Below are 19,511 nucleotides of genomic sequence, written 5' to 3'. Positions count from 1 at the left end.
CTTACTGCTCCTTATGTGTGATCGTCTGAACAATGGCGGTAGTGCCGTCAAACTGTCTGAAAATGACGTCGGTTCCTTCCGGAAGGTCGGTGTCTCCGGTGTCACTGACTCGCAGGCGGTAAAAATCGCCATTGACCCTGATGCCGGTGGCGCCATCAAAGTCCCGCTTCAGGGTCTGGTAGCGCCGACCCTGCTCAACGCCGGTTCCTGTCGTGCCGTAGGCCACGCCCCGGGGCGAAAAGCGAGGGCGGATCCAGCGAATCGCAGTCGGTACCAGGATCCCCGAGAAAGCGCCCATGCCAACAAGCTGCCACTCAAATGACACGCCCAGAAATGACAGCAGGGATGTCAGCGCTGCCGCGATTCCCAGGGCGAGAAGCAACAGGACGCCTGATGCCAGTTCGGCGAGGCTGAGCACCAGGGCCAGGATCAGCCAGAAATGCGTAAGACTCCATTCCATAAAGAAATCCACTGATTCGGGGAAAGGTGCGCAGGCCGGTTCGATGAGCCGCCTGCTGGTATCGGATTGTACCCAAAACCCGGGGCCACGTCAGAGGGTGGCCGGATTGCCTTGAGGCAAAGTTCACTAAAGCCATATCTCGCCCTCAGGCAGCTGTTAGAGTACCTGCTTTAATTGCCAGAGCACACAACAAGAGACCTGTGACCATGAAAAATCTGAACAACAAAGTTGCCGTCGTGACCGGAGCCGGCTCGGGTATCGGCCGCGCCCTTGCGATATCCCTGGCTGGCCGCGGTTGCCGGCTGGCGCTTTCGGACGTCAATGAATCAGGCCTGGCCGAGACCGCCGAGGCGCTCACGGGCGTGGAGGTGAAGACCTATCGGCTGGATGTCTCTGACCGCGATGCCCTCTACGCCCACGCAGAAGACGTTGTGAAAGACTTCGGACAGGTTAATCTGGTGATCAATAACGCCGGTGTTGCGTTGTCTGCCACTGTGCGTGAGATGACCGACGAGGACTTCCGGTGGGTCATGGACATTGATTTCTGGGGTGTAGCCCACGGCACCCGTGCCTTTCTTCCCCATCTCATTGCTTCTGGCGATGGCCACGTGGTGAACGTTTCCAGCGTGTTTGGCCTGATCGGTGTGCCCAAACAGAGTGCCTACAACGCCGCCAAATTCGCGGTTCGTGGATTCACTGAAGCCCTGCGCCAGGAAATGAAACTGGAAAATCAGCCGGTAGCGGTGAGCTGTGTGCACCCGGGCGGAATCCGGACCAACATCGCCAATGCTGCACGCATGGGTAAATCGGAAAATGCCGACGCCCAGCGCAAAGGGTTCGACAAGCTGGCCATGACCACGCCGGAGAAGGCAGCCGAAATCATTGTAAAAGGCATTCTGAAGAATGAATCCCGCATACTGGTGGGTCCGGATGCCTGGGGCATCGACGCACTTAACCGTCTGCTGGGTTCTGCTTACCAACCACTGGTAGAGCGTTTCTCCCGTAAGAACCTGTATGTCTGACGTTTGAGGCTAACGGCGGCGGGTCAACGACGCACCGGCTGTACGTTTTACAAACAGGTTTTCAGGGCTATACTCGGAAGCTGGTCCAAGGAAGAGTCAGCATGAATTCACGCCACCATCCTGATCTGGGGGCCACTCTGGAACAGAGCCGCTCAGGTCTGCGCGATAGTCATCGCCGTTCACTGATGCGGCTGCTTTTTCTCAGCACTGGTTCTGCGCTGGTGGTTTTTGCGATCCTGCAGATCCTCAATGGTCACGTCTGGGTGGGTGTCGGTGAACTGGTGGCCAGTGTGGTACTGTATTTTGGCGTGTGGCGGCTGAGGGCCACGCCTCATCTGCAGCAGTGGATTTACGGCTATCTGGTTACTCTGTTTGTCTTCTTTCTGGTTATCATGTTGTTGCCGGAAGCGTCGGTTGCTGCCTTTGTCTGGGTCCTCATGATGCCGGTTCTGGCCTATCTGCTGCTCGGAAAACGTGAGGGCATGATTCTCAGCGTGCCCTTCATGCTGGCGGGAGGTGTGATTTACTTCGTTTACCTTGGCCAGGTGGGCAATCCCGGTGCCCTGATCGACCTCCTTAACATGGTGTTGTGTGGCATTCTGATGCTGGCGTTTATCCACCTGTATGAAATGCGCCGTGAAGAATCCGAGCAGCGCCTGGTGGATATGGCGCAGACCGACTCACTGACCGGCCTGGCCAATCGCAGCAATTTCCAGGGCACCCTTAACCGCACTATCGCGGAAAGCGAACGAAGTGGCTCCGGGTTCGCGCTGGTGGTTATGGATATTGACCATTTCAAGTTGGTCAACGATACCCTTGGTCACGAAGCCGGTGATCTTGTACTGAGAGATATCGCACGCTGTCTGACCGAGCGGCTGCGAAGTACGGACTTTGTCGGCCGGCTCGGTGGAGAAGAGTTTGGCCTGATCCTTCGGGACGTGGAACCCAACGCCGCCTTTGAGTTGATGGACGAACTGCGCCAGCGAATCGCCGACCGGAAACTTGAGTATGGCAAAGCCCGCATTCGTGTTACGGCTTCTTTTGGTATTGCCCAGTGGCCGGATCACGGGCGGCAGGCTGCAACCCTGTTCCGTATTGCCGATGGCTATCTCTACAGCGGAAAGCAGGCGGGCCGGAACCGTGTGGCCCGGGACGAAACCGGGCAAACTTCCTTTGCCAGGACGGTTCTGACTGGCGAGACTGGTTAGTTCTGGTATTCCTGGGAAAATGCCGTTAAGAGGAATAACCTACCCCCATGTGTGAATTGCTGGCCATGAGCGCCAACACGCCGACGGACCTGTGCTTCAGCTTCACCGGGCTGACCCGCCGCGGCGGGGAAACAGGCCCCCACAGGGACGGCTGGGGCGTCGCGTTTTACGAAGGCAAAGGCATCAGAGCCTTCCACGATGCCGACGCCAGCGCCAGCTCCCGCATTGCCGAAGTGGTCCAGACCCATCCGATCAAAAGCGAGGTGGCGGTCTGCCATATTCGCCAGGCCAACGTCGGCGAAATCTGCCTGGCCAACACCCACCCGTTCGTGCGCGAACTCTGGGGCCGATACTGGGTGTTTGCCCATAACGGTCAGCTCTCGGGGTTCCGGTCCTCCCCCGGCTTCTACGAGCCGGTGGGCACCACCGACAGCGAGGCCCTGTTCTGCGATATCCTCAACCACCTGCGCAGCCACTGCGACCGGAACACCAAAACCGATGAGATTGTCGACCGCCTGGTCCGGCTATGCCGGACCTACGCCAGCCAGGGCGTTTTCAACCTGCTCCTTAGCAACGGCGACTGGCTGTTCACCTACTGCACTACAAAAATGGCCAGCATCACCCGCCGGGCACCGTTTGGCCCGGCCCGTTTGAAAGACGCGGACGTTACGGTGGACTTTGAATCGGAAACCACGCCCAACGACATTGTCAGCGTGATCGTTACGGAACCGCTGACCAGCGATGAACAGTGGGATGTGTATCAGCCCGGTGAATGGCGGCTTTGGCGCAAGGGAGAGGTTATCCGTTCAGGCGTCGCTGAGCCGAATGCCTGACCTGGGAGTGGGTAAGCGGGTTGGGGAGGTCTTTCTTCTCGTTTCACCGTTTTCACGGAGTCTATGTGCATTTTTGCTAACTCCATAATTTATATACTAAATAAAGATTTCTTAAACCTGGCAGCCTGTCGGACTTAAGGCTGGTCTACTGTGCCGGTGGGAAAGCGGCTCAAATTTTTTGGATTTTTCGTTACCCTGAAGGGGCTAGTCTTCTGACTGGCAATTTGCGAGGTGGCTGCAGGGCGCCCTAAGAAGTTGCATTTCCTTAACCGACTGAAATTTAGGATCCCGTGTTCCAGAGTCCTTAGGGTGATGCATGCCCCAGATTCTATGAACAAAAATTAAATTGCGACAAATGTGGCAAATGGCGACCATGCACTATAATGTGTCTAAAAAATTGTCTAAGGCGAATTTGAACGGACACGAAAATGCCCGGCCAATACAGAAAACCACCGCTAATTTACGTCACTGCAACCATCCACACGGTTGAAATTCCGGAGCTGGATTCAAACGGTGACCGGGAGCTTCATCACGCGATGGTGCGCGCCGGTCTAACCGAACGCCGCCAAAGCACCACCAGCGGATACAATCTTGAAGAGCTGACTAGAGCCGCCCAAGGCGGTACAAGCCTACAGAACGTGCGGAAAGAGCTGACACGCAAGGGGTTCTTCAACGCCGATCATTCAGAGTGTCTGATTTTAGATCCGAATTATTTGGAATATCGGGTCACCAAGTACGAGAAGTATCAGACGTTCATTGATCGGTTGGCCGAGATTGTTAGGGCGGTCAATTCTGTGGACATTATTGGTTATATCGATGTGCGCGAAATTATTCTGACGTATTGCGACGCGATCATCCCGGTTTATGGAACGGAGTTATCCCAATATTTCAATGCTGATTCATCGGTATTGCCGCTTGATTTCATTAAAAATCACCAGCCAAACGATGTATTTCAGGCAGGACAACTTCAGGTCACTCGTGTGATCAGGCCCAATGAGAAAATTTCCATACACTTGGAACAATTGCCCTACGACAAGAACTCAACCATCTCGAAACCGACAAAATGGTTGACTGGACCTGTGATCGAACCGGACCCGAAGCTCAACATGCAATTACGTCCGCGTGAAGAATGGGTAACGCAGCCACGGAATGACCAGTATTTTGGCCTTTTGACGATACGAGCGAGCAAGATTTATCAGAAGCGAATGGCTGATTTTAATGTCGCCGACGCCTTTGCCAGCGCACACGAAATCACTAAGGAAACTTTCATTCAGGTTATCAATAAGCCAGTTTGCGACCAAGACTGGGAATTCATCGACAATTAAAGGACTGATACAGCATGGATATTCCAGATAACGGTGCCCTGGACCTGATGGCAGCGCTGAATCCCCCTTTTGCAGAAGTCCAGCCGTACAACACTAGACCATTGCCGCTTGATGAAGCTTATGACTGGTACCCATTCAGTGATCGAACACTGCTGACCGATCTGGTTATCTTTTCAGATGGTGGTTATTCCCTGTATGCGCAACCATCCTCAGTTGGCGAATCCAAATCGCCGAATGCAATCATCGGTATTGAAGATATGGTGAAGCATATTAAGGCGATTCTTGGTCTTAACGTCCACCAGATTGCCAAACTGGTTGGCGTTTCGCGAGCCACGCTATATAACCACATCCAGAATGCAAAGTCTGGCGAGGTAGATCGGTACCGGCCACTGTATGCAATCAGCCTAGCCGTGGAAGAAAAAGTGCCCGGTGGCATTAAGCGAGGCCTTAAAAACATCCTTGTGGAGAACAAGACTCTGCTCAGACATTTGCAGGACGATCTCTCAGACCCGGATCGAATGGCCAAACTCGCTGTCGAAGTGGATAGCAAACTGCGGAATCACGGTAATGCTGATGAGCTAACCACAGTCAAGCGCAGAGCCCGGATTCACGCTTATACTCGTGAGGGATGATTCGCAAAGGATACACAGTGCAACCCTCATCTCCGTCCGCCAACGCTACGACTGCCGAACTCATACTTGACCAGCTTCGCAAGGGGCATCTCATCGAGTCGTCCACTCTGGAAGAGAAGGTCAAGGCGCATATTCAAGACTCCCGCGTTATCATGGGTAAACGGGGGAAAGGACTAGGTGACTATCTGGTTGTACTTTCTCAAGATTGCGACATTGGCAATTCCAAGGATAAATGCGTCGAGGTCGTGGTCGGCAGAACCCTAAATGCCAATAAAGCGACCAGGGCAAAAGGCAGTCGCTTTGACAAACCGATCAATTACCAAAAATTGATTGTCCGATTCGGTGATCAGTACCTAGAGCTGCACACCGATTTAATTTCGGTAATCTTTGGATTTGGTTGCTGAAGCGCATGATATTTCTTTACACGACCTGACGTATCTCCGGCGATTCAATACGGCAATGGCCTGTTACCCCGACACCGACGAAGAATAACAGCCATTCATTACTCTGCTACAGCGAAAGTTCGATGGTGTTGCCTTCCTTGACTGAGCTTGAATAAGGCAACTCGCTGCGCTCAGACATCTTTTCCCCTGCAGAAAGACCTCCCCACCCGCTTACCTTCAGGGTCGGGGAGTTGCTGTCACGATCACTGAAGCGTGCGGCGACTACCTTTCTGATACTGGGGAGCAATGTGCGTCTGGATCTCCGCCTTGAAACGGGCAATCAGCTCGCTGTTGTCGTGATCCCAGGGGTGGAAGCCGGGTTTGAAGTACTCCAGCCAGGTCGGGATCAGGCTTGAGAAGGTGCCATTCTTGCCCCACATGCGCCAGAGACCTTTGGCGCCGTCTTTCAAAGAGAAGTTCCTGCGGTCGTTGAGCATCATCCGGCTGGTAAAATAGGTGCTCATCACACCCAGGGCGGCGGTGCTGAACGCGAGATAAAAGGTTCTTTCGGCGTAGGTGCCGCCAGCCTGCTGGAAGACATCGTAGGCAACCGCCTTGTGCTCGGTTTCTTCAATCGCGTGCCAGACCCACAGCGGACGCATGGATTCATCAATGTCTGCGCGCACATCGTCACGGGCCAGCAGCATGTCGGCCATCATTGCAGTGAGGTGCTCCAGGGCGCAGGTGATGGCCAGCTGGTGCCGTTTCGGCAGCTTCCTGGTGATGCCCAGAACTACTGCCAGGTGTTTCTCCAGCTCCTCCACCGGCATGCCCTGATCCCGAACGTGCTGGTTCATGGCGACGTGTTCCAGGGAGTGCATGGCCTCCTGGCCAATGAATCCGCGTATCTCTTCCTTCAGCTTGGGATCGGAGATCTGGTCCCGGAATGCTCTTACCGAATCCACGAAGAACTGCTCGCCCTGCGGAAACAGCACCGAGAGCGCATTCATGATGTGGCTGATGGTGTAGCTGTTGTCGACCCAGTAATGGGGCACCTGCTCGCCGAACTCAAAACCCATGCGCTGGGCGGTGATGGTGACGTTGTCCGGTGTGTTGGAGGCCCGGGTAACCGGAGCCTTCTTCTTTTCCGCGGTTTTGCTGCTCAGCATCTGTGTACTCCTCACTCTGGCTGATGTCATGGCTTCAGTGTGGGCCAGTCAAGGTCGGGCAGGAATGCGCAAAGGGGACGGCCGTCGATCAGGATGGGACACGCACGGGAAATTGATTGGCCAAGTTGACGGCCGGCATGGTGTGCCTGGCCCCACTGTTGCGGCACAGGGCATCTGATAGAGTCAGTTCAAGTGCTTCAGCCAACTCAATAATAAGGAATGCCCATGAGCGCAACCGGACCGGACAAAGAACGGCAGATGCTGGGATTGTTCCTGGTGCCGGGCGTCTACCTGCGGGTTCTGGCCGACACAGTCCGGCAACTGGGCTATAACGACCGGCTACTCTATGAAGGCCTGGACTTCAGTCCGGAGGATCTCAAAACCAATGACAGCCGGGTATTTGTCACCGATGCCATCATCATGGCCAAGCGGGCCGTGAGCCTGGCCGGAAATGACGGCCTCAGCTTCATGCTGGCCCGTGAGTTGCGGCTGACAATTCATGGCACCCTGGGCTTCGCCGCGCTGACCAGCCCCACCTTCGCCGATGCCCTGGATTCTGTTCGCCGGTACCTGCATCTGCGGGTGCCGTTCCTCAGCATGAGCCAGTCCGAAGCCGGCGACCAGGTGCTGGTAAAGCTCTGCGCCGAATTTGAAGTGCCCGGCCTCTATCCGTTTCTGGCGGAGACCGTCAGCGCCACGCTCATCCTGCTGACGGAACAGTTATTGGATCGCGAAGACGCGATCAAGCGCGGCTTCGCCCTGGAGGAAGGCAAACTCACGGGTGTCACAGTTCGTCTGAGCGCGCCGGAGCCGCCCTGGTACCGGCATTTCGCTGACCAGCTACCGGCGCGGTTCGAATACGGTCAGTCAGATGAGATGATGGTGTTCCCTCGGGAACTTCTGAACGTGCGGATGCGCCTGGCCGATGCGGAAGCCTCCCGAATGGCCCGTGACCCACCCACCTCAGGCCCTGCTGAGAGTCGAGATTGCCGTCTTAATTTTTATTGCTCTGTCTTAATTTGCTTTTCGTTTCTTATGCCACAATGTTTGAACGGACAGGGGAACATCCACCGACGAGACCGAAAACAGGACCCAGAAAACATGACCCAACGCCCAGACACCCACAGCAAACTGATCGGCTACCTGCTCTGGATCTTCGGATTCCTGGGCTCGCACCGTTTCTACTACGGCAAACCCATTACCGGAACCATCTGGTTCTTTACCCTGGGGCTGCTGTTCATTGGCTGGATCATCGACCTGTTCCTGATTCCCGCCATGGACCGGGAGGCGGATCTGCGATTCCGGGAAGGTGAAGTCAATTACAGCATTGGCTGGCTGCTGCTGACCTTCCTGGGTGTGTTCGGGCTGCATCGGATGTATATGGGCAAATGGATTACCGGCATCATCTACCTGCTCACCGGCGGGCTGTTCCTGATCGGTGTGCTCTATGACTTCTGGACCCTGAATGACCAGATCTCAGAGCGGAACCGGGAGCAACGCTTCGGCTGATCCCCTTCGGATCAAAGGCCGGCGGCGGATTCCAGTTCAGCCAGCGCGTCTTCGAGGTAGTCGAGCATCCGCTGCAGGCTTGGCAGGGTGCGGCGACAGCCGATCAGGCCGAACTCTACCTGGTCGCCGTAGCTGGTCAGGGTCATGTTCAGGGCCAGGCGATCCATGGCGATGGAGACCGGATACATGCCGTCGAGTTTGGCGCCGTTCCAGTAACAGGTTTTCCGAGGGCCGGGGACGTTGGAGATCACCACGTTGAAGGTCTGCCACTTTGGAGCCATGCCGGTAAGCAGATGAAAGGCTGCCGGCGCCAGGGTCAGGGCGGTGTAGTTGATGATCTCTTCCGGGGACATATTGGCATAGCGGTCCTTGGCGGCTTTTACGTCCTGGTGGATCTGCATCAGCCGTGTTACCGGGCTGGTCACATCGGTGTGCAGGGAGGCGAGGATCACGCCCACCTGGTTGCCGCCGGAGCTGTCATCCTTGCGCAGGGATACCGGCACCATAGCGATCAGGGGCTTCTCCGGCAGGGCGTCCTGGTTCATCAGATAGGTGCGCAGGGCACTCGCGCACATGGCCATTACCACATCATTGATGGTGGTTCCGTAGGCGTTGCACACTCCCTTAATACGGTTCAGGCCATAGGATTCCGCAGCAAAACGCCGGGAGCCGGTTATCTTCTGGTTCAGGGTGCTGCGGGGCGCGTGGAAGATGGACGAGTAGGCCGGATCCTTTCGGGCGTCGTTGATGGTTCGTAGCAGTTCCCGGGCCACGGTGGGCACAGTGCCAAGCTGTTTGCCGGACTTGCCCAGCAAGTGGCCAACGCTGCGCCATAGCGAGGGATTCCCCTCATTACCTTTCCGTGCCGGGCGGAGCGGCATGGCCCAGATCGGCGGCATGTCCCGCTCGCAGGTATCCTGGCACAGCATCTGTGTCACCATCCGCATGGCTGAGACACCGTCCACCAAAGCGTGATGCACCTTGATGTAAACCGCGAACTGCCGCTCCCCGAGCCCTTCAATCAAATGAAATTCCCACAGCGGGCGCTCCCGGTCCATCAAATGCGAATGTTCCGCCGAGACAAAGGACAATAGCTCCCTGACCCGCCCCGGTGTGGGCAGTGCTTCGAACCGAAAGTGATGCTCCAGGTCCAGATGCTCGTCTTCGACCCAGACCGGCTGACCGAAACGGTAATCCAGGCGTTGGTTGAACGGCGGAGTTACATCCGTGTACTGCCTTAACCGGTCGGCCAGCTGGGCAACATAATCGTCCGGTGCGTCGTCGGGAAAGGAGAACAGCTGAAGACCGCCCACGTGCATGGGCTGTTGCCGTTTTTCCAGCCAGAGAAAAAGCTGATCCGTAGGGCTGAGGGGTTTCACGGGAGCGTCCTTGTTGTCGGTATTGTGACAATAGTATCGCAGATAAACGCCTCCGGAATTGACCCCTGTGCAGTTTCAGACCACCGACCAGGCCATAGTTCAAGCGGCTATCGATTCCTGCCTGGTTTCGGAGATTTCCAGACGTATCTGGTTGCCGTCCAGCAGAACCGGATAGGTTTTGACCCGCACGGAATCGTCTTCCAGACAGATACCGGTGCGCAGACTGAAGTGCTGCTTGTACAACGGCGATGCCACCACCGGCTCGCCCTTCAAATCCCCGGTAATCCCCCGCGCCAGCACATTGGCCCCGCTGAACGGGTCAGTGTGACTGATGGCAAACAATGCCGGCAACCGGTGCGGCAGATAAAACACCGCCACCGGCCCGTCCGAAGTCCAGACGGCAATGCCGGACTCCGGCACCAGATCTTCGACGGTACATACCGCATCCCAACGAGTGCGTGCTTTCATGATGTCTCTCCAAATTGATCTGTGTTCATCTCGAACGGTTTTTTCTACCAGCTCTTCACCAAAACCGGAACGCTACGCAGACTCCAAAGCAGGCCGACGCTGCCCCCGCTCAACCGTCCACTCCTGCACCGGATCCGTCTGCGAAGGCGCATTCACAAACTCCCGGAAGCGCTTCCGCTTATCCGGATCCTCCACGGCGGTCTTCCACTCGCACTGGTAGGTACTGACAATGCCCTCCATATGCGCCTCAAGCTCGGCGCAAATGCCCAGGCTGTCCTCAAGCACCACCTGCTTCAGGTATTCCAGACCACCCTCAAGGTTCTCCATCCAGACACTGGTGCGCTGCAGACGGTCGGCGGTGCGCACATAGAACATCACCACCCGGTCGATGGTGCGAATCAGTTCCTCATCGGACAGGTCGGTGGCAAACAGGTCGGCGTGGCGCGGCCGCATGCCGCCATTGCCGCAGACGTAGAGGTTCCAGCCCTTCTCCGTGGCAATCACGCCAAAGTCCTTGCTCTGGGCTTCGGCGCACTCCCGGGTGCAGCCAGAGACCGCCATCTTCACCTTGTGGGGCGCCCTCAGGCCCTTGTAGCGGTCCTCCAGTCGGATCGCCATGCCCACGCTGTCCTGCACACCGTAGCGACACCAGGTGCTGCCGACACAGGATTTCACCGTGCGCAGTGACTTGCCGTAGGCGTGGCCGGTCTCGAAGCCGGCGGCGATCAGCTTTTCCCAGATCTCCGGCAGTTGGCTCAGGGTGGCGCCGAACAGGTCAACGCGCTGGCCGCCGGTGATCTTGGTATACAGATCGTATTCCTTGGCGACCTGACCCAGCACAATCAGTTTGTCCGGGGTGATCTCGCCACCGGGAATACGCGGCACGATGGAGTAGGTGCCGTTCTTCTGCATGTTGGCCATGAAGGTGTCGTTGGTGTCCTGCAGCGGCACATGGTCGGTGGCCAGGATGTGCTCGTTCCAGCAGGTGGCCAGGATGGATCCGACTGCTGGTTTGCAGATATCACAACCCTGGCCCATCCCATGCTGCTTGATAAGCGTTCTGAAGGTGCGAATACCGTTCACCTTCACCAGATGGAACAGCTCCTGACGGCTGTACGGGAAGTGTTCGCAGATGTCTTTACTGACTTCCACGCCGCGCTTCTCCAGCTCACAGTCCACCACGTTTTTAAGCAGGGCGGTGCAGCCGCCGCAGCCGGAACTGGCTTTGGTCTCGGCTTTAACGCTGCCGAAATCCGTGCAGCCAGCATCAATGGCACCGCAGATATCGCCCTTGGTCACGTTGTGGCACGAGCAGATGGCTGCAGTTTCCGGCAGGGCATCCGGGCCGAGGGCTGGTGCGCCGCCCTGGCTTTCCGGCAGGATCAGGGTTTCCGGGTTGTCCGGCAGGGCGATGCCGTTGAGGGCGTACTGCAGCAAGGTGTCGTAGTGGCTGTTGTCGCCCACCAGGATGGCGCCGAGCAGGGTCTTGCCGTCCTCGCTGATCACCATGCGGCGGTAGTGACCGGCCTGTTCATCGTTAAAGCGGATGTTGCGGGCGCCCGGCGTCTGGGCATGGGCGTCGCCGATGGAGCCCACATCCACCCCAAGTAGCTTCAGCTTGGTGCTCATGTCGGCCCCGGTGAACGCGGTCTCACGGTCGCCGTTCAAATTTGCGGATAAAGTACGGGCCATGGTGTAGCCTGGCGCCACCAGGCCGAAAATCTTCTGTTCCCAGAGCGCGCACTCGCCAATGGCATGGACATGGGGGTCCGATGTGGTGCAGTGGTTGTCGATCACGATACCGCCGCGCTCGCCGATTTCCAGGCCGCTGGCCCGGGCCAGGGCGTCCTGGGGGCGGATGCCGGCGGAGAACACAATCAGGTCGGTCTCCAGAAAGGAGTCATCGCTGAAGTTCATGCGCAGGCGGGCATCCTGGCCTTCGGTAATGGCCGTGGTCGCCTTCTCGGTATGCACCTGAACGCCCAGTTCCTCGATTTTTTTGCGCAGCAGGGCGCCGCCGTCGGCATCGAGCTGAACCGGCATCAGCCGGGGCGCGAATTCCACGACGTGGGCGTCTAGCCCGAGGCACTTCAGGGCGTTGGCTGCCTCCAGGCCCAGCAGGCCTCCGCCGACAACCACACCGGTCCGGACGCCGTCCGAGCTGGCGCGAATGGCGTCCAGGTCGTCCAGGGTCCGGTAGACCAGGCAATGGCGGCGATCATTGCCCGCAATCGGCGGCACAAACGGATAGGAGCCGGTGGCCAGTACCAGTTCGTCGTACCGGTAGCTGCCCTGTGGCGTTTCCACGGTTCGGTTTTCCCGGTTGATGCCGGTCACCTGTTCATTCAGGTGCAACTGAATGCCCTGCCCGGTGTACCACTCCAGCGTACCCATGGCCAGATCCGCATGGGTAGAGCCGCCGAAATACTCCGACAGGTGAACCCGGTCGTAGGCCAGTTGCTTTTCCTCGCCAAACACGATGATCTCGAAATCGGCAGCGGCCGGGCTGGCGCAGAATTGCTCCAGGAAATGGTGGCCGACCATGCCATTGCCGACGACTATCAGGGTTTTCTTGCTCATGGGTTTGTCCTCTTTCCGGGCGGATGGCTCTCTATGGGCTGAAGGCTCAGGCCGCCGCCTCGCAGTAGTTTTTGCCGAATGCAATGTGATCCCGGTACCGGGAAATGTCGTCCTGCTGCAGAATGCGCTGGCTGTACCAGGGGCCGTCTCGGGTATCACCCAGCAGCACGGCGCCGGTCAGGCGCTGGTTCTTGATCAGCAGCCGGCAATAGTGATTCTGTTCGTGGTCCTGCCAGACCACCGATTCGGTGTCCGGGCCGGCGCTGACCTGGCCGCAGGAAAAAATGGGGACACCGCTGATTTTCAGCCGTGTTGGTGTGTCCACTGGCCGGTACTCCGCCTCCGGTGTGCTGCCATTGAGCACGCCGGCGAGCACCTCCGCCTGCTGGTACCCCGGCTCCACCAGGCCGAAGGTGGTGTCTCCGAGCTGGCAGCATTCGCCCAGCGCAGAAATTGCCGGGTCTGTGGTCCGCAGCCGGCCATCCACCAGGATGCCGCGGTCGCAAGCCAGACCGGCGTCCCGGGCCAATCCGATCGAGGGTGAGATCCCGGCGGCAATCACCACCAGGTCAGTGCTGATCAGGGTTTCGTCCTCCAACTGCACCGCACGAATCTGATGGCGGCCGAGCAGTGCCCTGGGAGAAGCCTTGGTGCGAATGGAGAGGCCACGATCTTCCATGTGCTGTTGCAGCAGGTGCCCGCCGACCGCGTCCAGTTGCCGGTTCAGCAGGTGGCCACTTCGATGCAGAAGGGTGACGGCCATACCGCGTTGCCGGAGACCTTCGGCGGCCTCCAGGCCGAGAAAGCCTCCGCCGATCACCACCGCCCGGCGGTGGCGCCGGGTGGTCTCAATCAGGACCCGGGTATCGTCCAGATCCCGGAACGTCATGACGCCCGGGAGATCCTCACCCGGCACACCCGGTTTCGCGGGCCGTGAGCCGGTGGCCAGAACCAGGTGCGTGTAGGGCTGGACCCGGCCGGTTGCGGTAGCGACCGTACGGTCCTGCCGGTTGATGGCCGTAACCGGTTCGCCATCGTGTACTTCTATGGCGTTGTCCCGGAACCAGTCGCCGGGCTGCAAGGCAAGGGAGCGTTCGTCGGTTCCGCCGGCGAGCAGCGACGAGAGCTGTATCCGGTTATAGGCAGGCGTTGTTTCGCCATTGAACACGACAATGCGGGTAAACGGCCGCCCCGGCTCACGGCAAAGGGCTTCCAGCAGGCGCTGGGAAACCATTCCATGCCCGCAGATCACCAGGGTCGATTCGCTCTGTTTAGTCATCACCTTCATGCCCGTCCGTTTCGTTTCTGGCAAACAAAAAAAGCCGGAGCATCTATTCCCGAGGGAAGTCGATGGTCCGGCGCCAATGCCAACAACAATGATCTGATGGTCCGGCCTGATCCTTGGCCGGGAGGTTCGTCCTTGCTTAATGCAAAGCGATCTTCGTGCCAGTTTTTATAATTCAATAAAATCAATAAAGTAAGTGTTTTTTGTCTGTGTGTTGACCAGGCTGGCGCAAAAAAACTGCCCTGCCGCGGGGCAGTTTGCACGGCTTTGGGGCCAGAGTGCGGTGGCGCGGTAATTGCTCACATCACAACTGTCCAGAGGTTGGTTCCGTGAGCGATCTGACCTGTCATTGATTGTTGCATTCGAGGCTGCCGTGCCTCCGGAGTCTGTTATGAACACGAAACGCGCCGCCGCTCATAAATCGCCTTCAGCGGGCGATTACCTGATCGCCTCAAAGAGCTGCGAGTTGATGAATCTCCAGTATTTCCTGCAGATGGGCAAACTGGTCCAGTGCATCAGCAACCTGGTGCATGCGCTGCAGTGCGAGCGGGGCGCTTCCAATGTGTTTCTGGGCTCTGCCGGCGAGAAATTTGCCCAGGAGCGACAAACCATGGTCGCGGCATCTGATCGGCTGCGTGGAGAGTTCGATCAGGCCCTGGCGGAGATCCATCGGGAACTGACCGCCCACCCGGTGAGCAGCCGGCTGCTGAACCAGTTGGCCACTGCACTTCATAGCCTGGAGGGGCTGCCGGAACTGCGGCGTTGTGTGGTTGCCCGGAAAGTGACGGCGCCCTCGGCCACAGAGGATTACAGCTGCCTTATACATAACCTGATTGCGGTGGTGTTTGAGGCCGCGGATACCGCTGTTGACCCCACCATTGCCGGGCTCCTGGTGGCCATGGTGCATCTGATGAACGGCAAGGAGTTCTGCGGCCAGGAACGGGCTGTGGGGTCGGCGGGCTTTTCCAGCGGCCGGTTTGATCGTGCACTGTCTGAGCGCATGGCGCACCTGATTGAGGCGCAGGAGCGCTGTTTTGACGTGTTCACCAGCTTTGCGGATGATGGTTCCCTGGACCTGTGGGAAAAACTGCGCGACAACCCTCGCGAGGCCGATATCGAAAAGCTTCGGCAACGGGGTACAGCCATAGGCCGCTACAAAAGCCTCGATCCCGCCCTGGCAGACGACTGGTTCAGGTTGATGTCCGAGCGGATGGATGAACTGAAAAAGGTGGAGGATTCGGTGGAAGGCTGCTTTCACGCCCGCTGCACCGAGCGTTTTGCCGACGCCCGGAACTCCCTGGCCCATCAGGAAACCCTGATCATGTCCCTGGATGCCCAGGAACCGACCTCGCAGCCCATGCTGGTACTGTGCGATTCGGGGAACGAGCGGCAGGTGGGTGAATCCTGGGCCAGCGACGGTGTCGGGCAGCAGTTTGGCCGCTCCATCTTTGATCTGGTTCAGGAGCAGACCCGGCGCCTGCAACAGATGACCGATGAGTTGCGGAGTGCCCGGGAAGCCCTGGAAGACCGGAAAACCCAGGAAAAGGCGGTGCTGCTGCTGATGGACCATCGCAGGATCAGCAACGACGAAGCACACCGGGTGTTACGGAAACTGGCCATGGACCAGGGCCGGAAACTGCCCGAAGTCGCCCGGGCCCTGGTGTCCATGGCGGATGTATTGAAGTGATTGGGCCGGCTCAGGCCCTGGCCGCCCGGGACTCCGATTCTTTGGTCTCGGGCGCTTCGGGCTTTCCGGAACGACGTGGCGAGATGTGCTCCAGCTTGCGTTGCTTCTCGTACAGGAATCGCAAGACTTCCTGCCGGTAGTGCACGTATTCCGGGTTATCTGCCAGGGTCACCCGGTTCCGGGGCCGGGGCAGATCAATGTACAGATCCTCGCCGACGGTCGCCGCCGGTCCGTTGGTCATCATGATGATCCGGTCAGACAGCAACACCGCCTCGTCCACATCGTGGGTAATCATGATCACCGTATTGTTCAACTCCTGCTGAATCTCCATCAATGAGTCCTGCAGGTGAGCCCGGGTCAGGGCATCCAGGGCGCCAAACGGCTCGTCCATCAGCAGCACACTGGGTTTCATGGCCAGGGCCCTGGCAATCCCCACCCGCTGGGCCATGCCACCGGAGACCTCACCCGGCCGCTTGTCGGCCGCATGGGCCATATTCACCAGCTCCAGATTGTGGTGAATCCAGTCGCGCCGTTCCTGTTTGCTCATGGACCTGCGAAACACCTGCTGTACCGCCAGTTCCACGTTCTCGTACACCGTCAGCCAGGGCATCAGCGCATGGTTCTGAAACACCACCGCCCGTTCCGGTCCTGGCGAATTCACCTCATGGCCATCCAGTACGCAGCCACCCTTGGTGGCCTGAAGCAAGCCCGCCACAATGTTGAGGACCGTGGACTTGCCACAGCCGGAGTGCCCGATCAGGGAAACAAACTCTCCCTTTTTTATCTTCAGATTGATGTTGTCCAGGGCCACGAACGGCCCTTTCGGCGTATCGAATGCCATCTCAACGCCGGTTAATTCAAGATGTGATTTGGTCATGGAGAGCACCTCTCTGGTAAACGGAGCGCCGGGTGGGTTACGCCTCCCGAAACCCTCAAAAACATGGATGTTTTGGCGGAGCGTACAGGGATGTACTCGCCGCGTGTTTCGGGAGGCGTAACCCACCCGGTGCGGCTTGCTCCAAAGCGGAGTTCACTCGTTCCACGCAACCCGACGCTGAATCAAAAGCATCACCCGATCCAGTACAAAGCCAATAAACCCGATGGCCAGCACCGCCACCATGATCCGGCTCAGGGACTCACTGCTGCCGTTCTGGAATTCATCCCACACGAACTTGCCAAGCCCCGGGCTCTGGGCCAGCATCTCGGCTGCGATCAGCACCATCCAGGCAATCCCCAGTGACACCCGCAGCCCCGTGAAAATCATCGGGACCGAAGAAGGCAATACCACCTTGCGGACATGGGTCCAGAAGGACAGGCGCAACACCCGGGACACATTCAGCAGGTCCGGGTGTACCGCTGCCACGCCAACACTGGTGTTGATCAGCGTGGGCCAGAGGCTGCACAGGGTGACCGTGATCATGGAGGTCAGGAACGACTTCTCGAACATCGGGTCATCGCTCACGTAGGTGGCAGACACCACCATGGTGACCAGGGGCAGCCAGGCCAGTGGCGATACCGGTTTGAAGATCTGGATCAGCGGATTGACCGCGGCCTGGAAATGCCGGTTCAGGCCCACCACAATGCCCAGCGGCACCGCGATTGCCGTCGCCAGTACAAACCCCGCCAGAACCGTGAACAGACTCGTTACAACCTGGTCCGGAAAGGTGGGCGCGCCGGGGTAGTTGCGGATTTTTACCTCGGCCTCCGGATTGTCCGCCAGAATGCGGGCGTTCCGCTCTTCCTGCATGGCAATGAACCTGTCAGCCCGCTCGCGCTGGCTGACGTGCTCCTGCCAGAGCTGGCCCGACTGTTCCCAGACCTGGGCCGGGCCGGGAAAGCTGCCCAGGGAGGTGTCCACCTGGGGCGCGGCCAGGTGCCAGAAGCCGACAAACACCAGAATGCCCATCAATGGCAGCAACAGTTGCCGGCCGGCAGCAGCCAGCTGATCGGGTGCCAGGGCATCGCCCAGGGCCTTGAGCCTCTGGGCCAGCCAGCGCGGTGACTGAGGGGTGCTGTTGGCCGAAGTGATCGTAGTCATGGTGATAAAACCTCCTTGCAAACCCGGTTACGGGGTTTGCGTGCCTTTCAGGCCAATGTCGAAACTGTCGATATAGGCGTTCGGTGTCCGGGGGGTGAAGGCCACACCGTCAATCAGCTCACCCTGTTGCGGGCGCTGGAAGTTTTCGGCATCGAAATCCGGAAAATCCGATGCTTCCAGGGTTCCGTCCGCAATCAGTGACCGGGCGGCCTGCTCATAGATATCGGCACGGTAGACACGGGCTGCCGTCTCCATGTACCAGTCGTCCGGCCTGGCCTCGGGAATCTGGCCCCAGCGGCGCATCTGGGTGAGATACCAGATGGCATCGGACGGGTAGGGGTAGGTGGCGTGGTAACGGAAGAAGACGTTGAAATCCGGTACCTCACGGACATCGTCCTTTTCATACTCGAAGGTGCCGGTCATGGAGTTGGCGATCACCGCCTCATCGGCACCGACATAGTTGGAGCGCGCGAGGATTTTCACGGCTTCCCCGCGGTTGGCATTGTTGTTCTCATCCAGCCAGTGGGCAGCGCGAATCAGGGCCCGCAGCAGGCGCAGATGGGTGTTGGGGTAGTCCTCGGCCCATTGGCGGGTCACCCCGAAGACCTTTTCCGGGTTGTTCGGCCAGATCTCGTAATCGGTAATTACCGGCACACCGATGCCCATGAACACGGCTTGCTGATTCCACGGCTCGCCCACGCAGTAGCCCTGGATGGTGCCTGCTTCCATGGTGGCGGGCATCTGCGGCGGTGGCGTGACCGAAAGATGCACGTCTGCCTCAAGGGTGCCGCTGGTGTCGCCGCGCTGTGGCGCATAGTAGCCCGGGTTCAGGCCACCGGCGGCAAGCCAGTAGCGCAGCTCATAGTTGTGGGTGGAAACCGGAAACACCATTCCCATGCGAAACCGTTCGCCCCGGTCCCGGGCGGCTTCAACCACTGGCAACAGAGCACTGGCACTGATCGGATGTTCGGGTTTTCCATCTGCATTGTCTGGAATGTGCTGGCTCATGGTGTCCCAGACATCATTGGAGACGGTAATGCCATTGCCGTTCAGGTCCATGCTGAAGGCGGTAATGATATCCGCGCGGGTGCCGTAACCAATGGAAGCACCCAGGGGCTGACCCGCCAGCATATGGGCGCCGTCCAGCTCCCCGGTGATTACCCGGTCCAGCAGAACTTTCCAGTTGGCTTGTGCCTCCAGTTCCACGAACAGGCCTTCGTCCATGAAGAAGCCCTGTTCCCAGGCAACTGCCAGCGGTGCCATGTCCGTCAGTTTGATAAAGCCGAGCTTGAGGTCTGGCTTTTCGGCCGGACCTATTTCATCCTGGGCCAGCGCACTGCTGGCCCAGAAGGTGGCCACCAGTAGCATTCGAGTAAGCCATCGGGCAGGTTGTCGTGTGAGTATCTGCATGGGTGTGCCTCATTCTGTTTGGCCCAGACAAAAAAATGCCTGCTTTCCGTTGCCGGAAAGCAGGCGCCTGTGCCTGGGGATCGGTTTTCTGTTGAGTCGTAAACGCGCGTTCTGTAAAAGGCT

At 58.3% G+C, this 19,511-nt stretch carries 17 protein-coding genes and 1 pseudogene; 9 read left to right on the top strand and 9 right to left on the bottom strand.

Annotation, left to right across the window (positions count from 1 at the left end; all coding sequences use genetic code 11):
* Nucleotide 1: 1 nt before the first annotated feature.
* The gene (locus NLK58_RS12250; protein ID WP_341580855.1) at nt 2-460 is read right to left on the bottom strand and encodes a nodulation efficiency, NfeD-like protein; all 459 of its coding nucleotides are present in this window, start codon (nt 458-460) and stop codon (nt 2-4) included.
* Nucleotides 461-666: 206 nt separating this feature from the next.
* On the opposite strand from NLK58_RS12250, the gene NLK58_RS12245 reads away from it, so the two are divergent.
* The 6 genes from NLK58_RS12245 (at nt 667) to NLK58_RS12220 (ending at nt 5,884) form a co-directional block, all read left to right on the top strand.
* Nucleotides 667-1,482 carry an SDR family oxidoreductase gene (locus NLK58_RS12245; protein ID WP_341580854.1) on the top strand — a complete coding sequence of 272 codons (816 nt, stop codon included), beginning with the start codon at nt 667-669 and terminating at the stop codon, nt 1,480-1,482.
* Between the two features lie 101 nt (nt 1,483-1,583).
* Nucleotides 1,584-2,690 carry a diguanylate cyclase gene (locus tag NLK58_RS12240; protein WP_341580853.1) on the top strand — a complete coding sequence of 369 codons (1,107 nt, stop codon included), beginning with the start codon at nt 1,584-1,586 and terminating at the stop codon, nt 2,688-2,690.
* A 47-nt stretch (nt 2,691-2,737) separates the two neighbouring features.
* On the top strand, nt 2,738-3,523 hold the full coding sequence (locus NLK58_RS12235; RefSeq protein WP_341580852.1) for a class II glutamine amidotransferase: 786 nt from the start codon (nt 2,738-2,740) through the stop codon (nt 3,521-3,523).
* Nucleotides 3,524-3,951: 428 nt separating this feature from the next.
* Nucleotides 3,952-4,848, top strand: a complete 897-nt coding sequence (locus tag NLK58_RS12230) for a TIGR04255 family protein (protein ID WP_341580851.1) — start codon at nt 3,952-3,954, stop codon at nt 4,846-4,848.
* 14 nt (nt 4,849-4,862) lie between these two features.
* Complete coding sequence (locus NLK58_RS12225; protein WP_341580850.1) at nt 4,863-5,480, top strand: hypothetical protein; 618 nt, start codon at nt 4,863-4,865, stop codon at nt 5,478-5,480.
* 17 nt (nt 5,481-5,497) lie between these two features.
* Nucleotides 5,498-5,884 (top strand): hypothetical protein, encoded by a 387-nt coding sequence (locus NLK58_RS12220; protein WP_341580849.1) that lies wholly within the window; start codon nt 5,498-5,500, stop codon nt 5,882-5,884.
* A gap of 242 nt (nt 5,885-6,126) precedes the next feature.
* Here the strand turns inward: NLK58_RS12220 and NLK58_RS12215 are convergent, their stop codons facing one another.
* On the bottom strand, nt 6,127-7,032 hold the full coding sequence (locus NLK58_RS12215; protein ID WP_341580848.1) for a metal-dependent hydrolase: 906 nt from the start codon (nt 7,030-7,032) through the stop codon (nt 6,127-6,129).
* A gap of 219 nt (nt 7,033-7,251) precedes the next feature.
* Between NLK58_RS12215 and NLK58_RS12210 the strand changes: the two are divergent.
* Together NLK58_RS12210 and NLK58_RS12205 are read left to right on the top strand one after the other, a co-directional pair.
* Nucleotides 7,252-7,881, top strand: a pseudogene (locus NLK58_RS12210) (AraC family transcriptional regulator ligand-binding domain-containing protein); the annotation flags it as partial.
* A 252-nt stretch (nt 7,882-8,133) separates the two neighbouring features.
* A complete protein-coding gene (locus NLK58_RS12205; protein WP_341582799.1) occupies nt 8,134-8,541 on the top strand; it encodes a TM2 domain-containing protein in 408 nt (135 codons plus the stop codon).
* 11 nt (nt 8,542-8,552) lie between these two features.
* Here the strand turns inward: NLK58_RS12205 and NLK58_RS12200 are convergent, their stop codons facing one another.
* From NLK58_RS12200 to NLK58_RS12185, 4 genes are all read right to left on the bottom strand, one after another.
* Complete coding sequence (locus NLK58_RS12200; RefSeq protein WP_341580847.1) at nt 8,553-9,920, bottom strand: wax ester/triacylglycerol synthase family O-acyltransferase; 1,368 nt, start codon at nt 9,918-9,920, stop codon at nt 8,553-8,555.
* A 99-nt stretch (nt 9,921-10,019) separates the two neighbouring features.
* On the bottom strand, nt 10,020-10,388 hold the full coding sequence (gene nirD / locus NLK58_RS12195) for a nitrite reductase small subunit NirD (protein ID WP_117618786.1): 369 nt from the start codon (nt 10,386-10,388) through the stop codon (nt 10,020-10,022).
* A gap of 72 nt (nt 10,389-10,460) precedes the next feature.
* Nucleotides 10,461-12,968: a nitrite reductase large subunit NirB gene (gene nirB, locus NLK58_RS12190; RefSeq protein ID WP_341580846.1), complete on the bottom strand. Its 2,508-nt coding sequence runs from the start codon at nt 12,966-12,968 to the stop codon at nt 10,461-10,463.
* Nucleotides 12,969-13,014: 46 nt separating this feature from the next.
* Nucleotides 13,015-14,256 carry an FAD-dependent oxidoreductase gene (locus NLK58_RS12185; RefSeq protein WP_341580845.1) on the bottom strand — a complete coding sequence of 414 codons (1,242 nt, stop codon included), beginning with the start codon at nt 14,254-14,256 and terminating at the stop codon, nt 13,015-13,017.
* A gap of 388 nt (nt 14,257-14,644) precedes the next feature.
* Here NLK58_RS12185 and NLK58_RS12180 point away from each other — a divergent pair, with 388 nt between their 5' ends.
* On the top strand, nt 14,645-15,940 hold the full coding sequence (locus tag NLK58_RS12180) for a nitrate- and nitrite sensing domain-containing protein (RefSeq protein WP_117618784.1): 1,296 nt from the start codon (nt 14,645-14,647) through the stop codon (nt 15,938-15,940).
* A 10-nt stretch (nt 15,941-15,950) separates the two neighbouring features.
* Here the strand turns inward: NLK58_RS12180 and NLK58_RS12175 are convergent, their stop codons facing one another.
* The 3 genes from NLK58_RS12175 to NLK58_RS12165 all read right to left on the bottom strand — a co-directional run bounded on the left by NLK58_RS12175 (nt 15,951) and on the right by NLK58_RS12165 (nt 19,388).
* Nucleotides 15,951-16,817 (bottom strand): ABC transporter ATP-binding protein, encoded by an 867-nt coding sequence (locus NLK58_RS12175; RefSeq protein WP_341580844.1) that lies wholly within the window; start codon nt 16,815-16,817, stop codon nt 15,951-15,953.
* A 153-nt stretch (nt 16,818-16,970) separates the two neighbouring features.
* Nucleotides 16,971-17,978, bottom strand: coding sequence for an ABC transporter permease (locus tag NLK58_RS12170; RefSeq protein WP_117618782.1), 1,008 nt, complete (start codon nt 17,976-17,978; stop codon nt 16,971-16,973).
* 27 nt (nt 17,979-18,005) lie between these two features.
* Nucleotides 18,006-19,388, bottom strand: coding sequence for a CmpA/NrtA family ABC transporter substrate-binding protein (locus NLK58_RS12165; RefSeq protein WP_117618781.1), 1,383 nt, complete (start codon nt 19,386-19,388; stop codon nt 18,006-18,008).
* Nucleotides 19,389-19,511: the final 123 nt, after the last annotated feature.

The organism is Marinobacter metalliresistant (genome assembly GCF_038098645.1).
Classification (GTDB): Bacteria; Pseudomonadota; Gammaproteobacteria; order Pseudomonadales; family Oleiphilaceae; genus Marinobacter; species Marinobacter metalliresistant.
This window is presented reverse-complemented; position numbering and strand designations above follow the sequence as displayed.

Excerpts from the sequence above, each read along its gene's own strand:
- NLK58_RS12250 (WP_341580855.1), bottom strand. The coding sequence starts at position 460 with ATGGAATGGAGTCTTACGCATTTCTGGCTGATCCTGGCCCTGGTGCTC.
- NLK58_RS12245 (WP_341580854.1), top strand. The coding sequence starts at position 667 with ATGAAAAATCTGAACAACAAAGTTGCCGTCGTGACCGGAGCCGGCTCG.
- NLK58_RS12240 (WP_341580853.1), top strand. The coding sequence starts at position 1,584 with ATGAATTCACGCCACCATCCTGATCTGGGGGCCACTCTGGAACAGAGC.
- NLK58_RS12235 (WP_341580852.1), top strand. The coding sequence starts at position 2,738 with ATGTGTGAATTGCTGGCCATGAGCGCCAACACGCCGACGGACCTGTGC.
- NLK58_RS12230 (WP_341580851.1), top strand. The coding sequence starts at position 3,952 with ATGCCCGGCCAATACAGAAAACCACCGCTAATTTACGTCACTGCAACC.
- NLK58_RS12225 (WP_341580850.1), top strand. The coding sequence starts at position 4,863 with ATGGATATTCCAGATAACGGTGCCCTGGACCTGATGGCAGCGCTGAAT.
- NLK58_RS12215 (WP_341580848.1), bottom strand. The coding sequence starts at position 7,032 with ATGCTGAGCAGCAAAACCGCGGAAAAGAAGAAGGCTCCGGTTACCCGG.
- NLK58_RS12205 (WP_341582799.1), top strand. The coding sequence starts at position 8,134 with ATGACCCAACGCCCAGACACCCACAGCAAACTGATCGGCTACCTGCTC.
- nirD (WP_117618786.1), bottom strand. The coding sequence starts at position 10,388 with ATGAAAGCACGCACTCGTTGGGATGCGGTATGTACCGTCGAAGATCTG.
- nirB (WP_341580846.1), bottom strand. The coding sequence starts at position 12,968 with ATGAGCAAGAAAACCCTGATAGTCGTCGGCAATGGCATGGTCGGCCAC.
- NLK58_RS12185 (WP_341580845.1), bottom strand. The coding sequence starts at position 14,256 with ATGAAGGTGATGACTAAACAGAGCGAATCGACCCTGGTGATCTGCGGG.
- NLK58_RS12180 (WP_117618784.1), top strand. The coding sequence starts at position 14,645 with ATGAACACGAAACGCGCCGCCGCTCATAAATCGCCTTCAGCGGGCGAT.
- NLK58_RS12175 (WP_341580844.1), bottom strand. The coding sequence starts at position 16,817 with ATGACCAAATCACATCTTGAATTAACCGGCGTTGAGATGGCATTCGAT.
- NLK58_RS12170 (WP_117618782.1), bottom strand. The coding sequence starts at position 17,978 with ATGACTACGATCACTTCGGCCAACAGCACCCCTCAGTCACCGCGCTGG.
- NLK58_RS12165 (WP_117618781.1), bottom strand. The coding sequence starts at position 19,388 with ATGCAGATACTCACACGACAACCTGCCCGATGGCTTACTCGAATGCTA.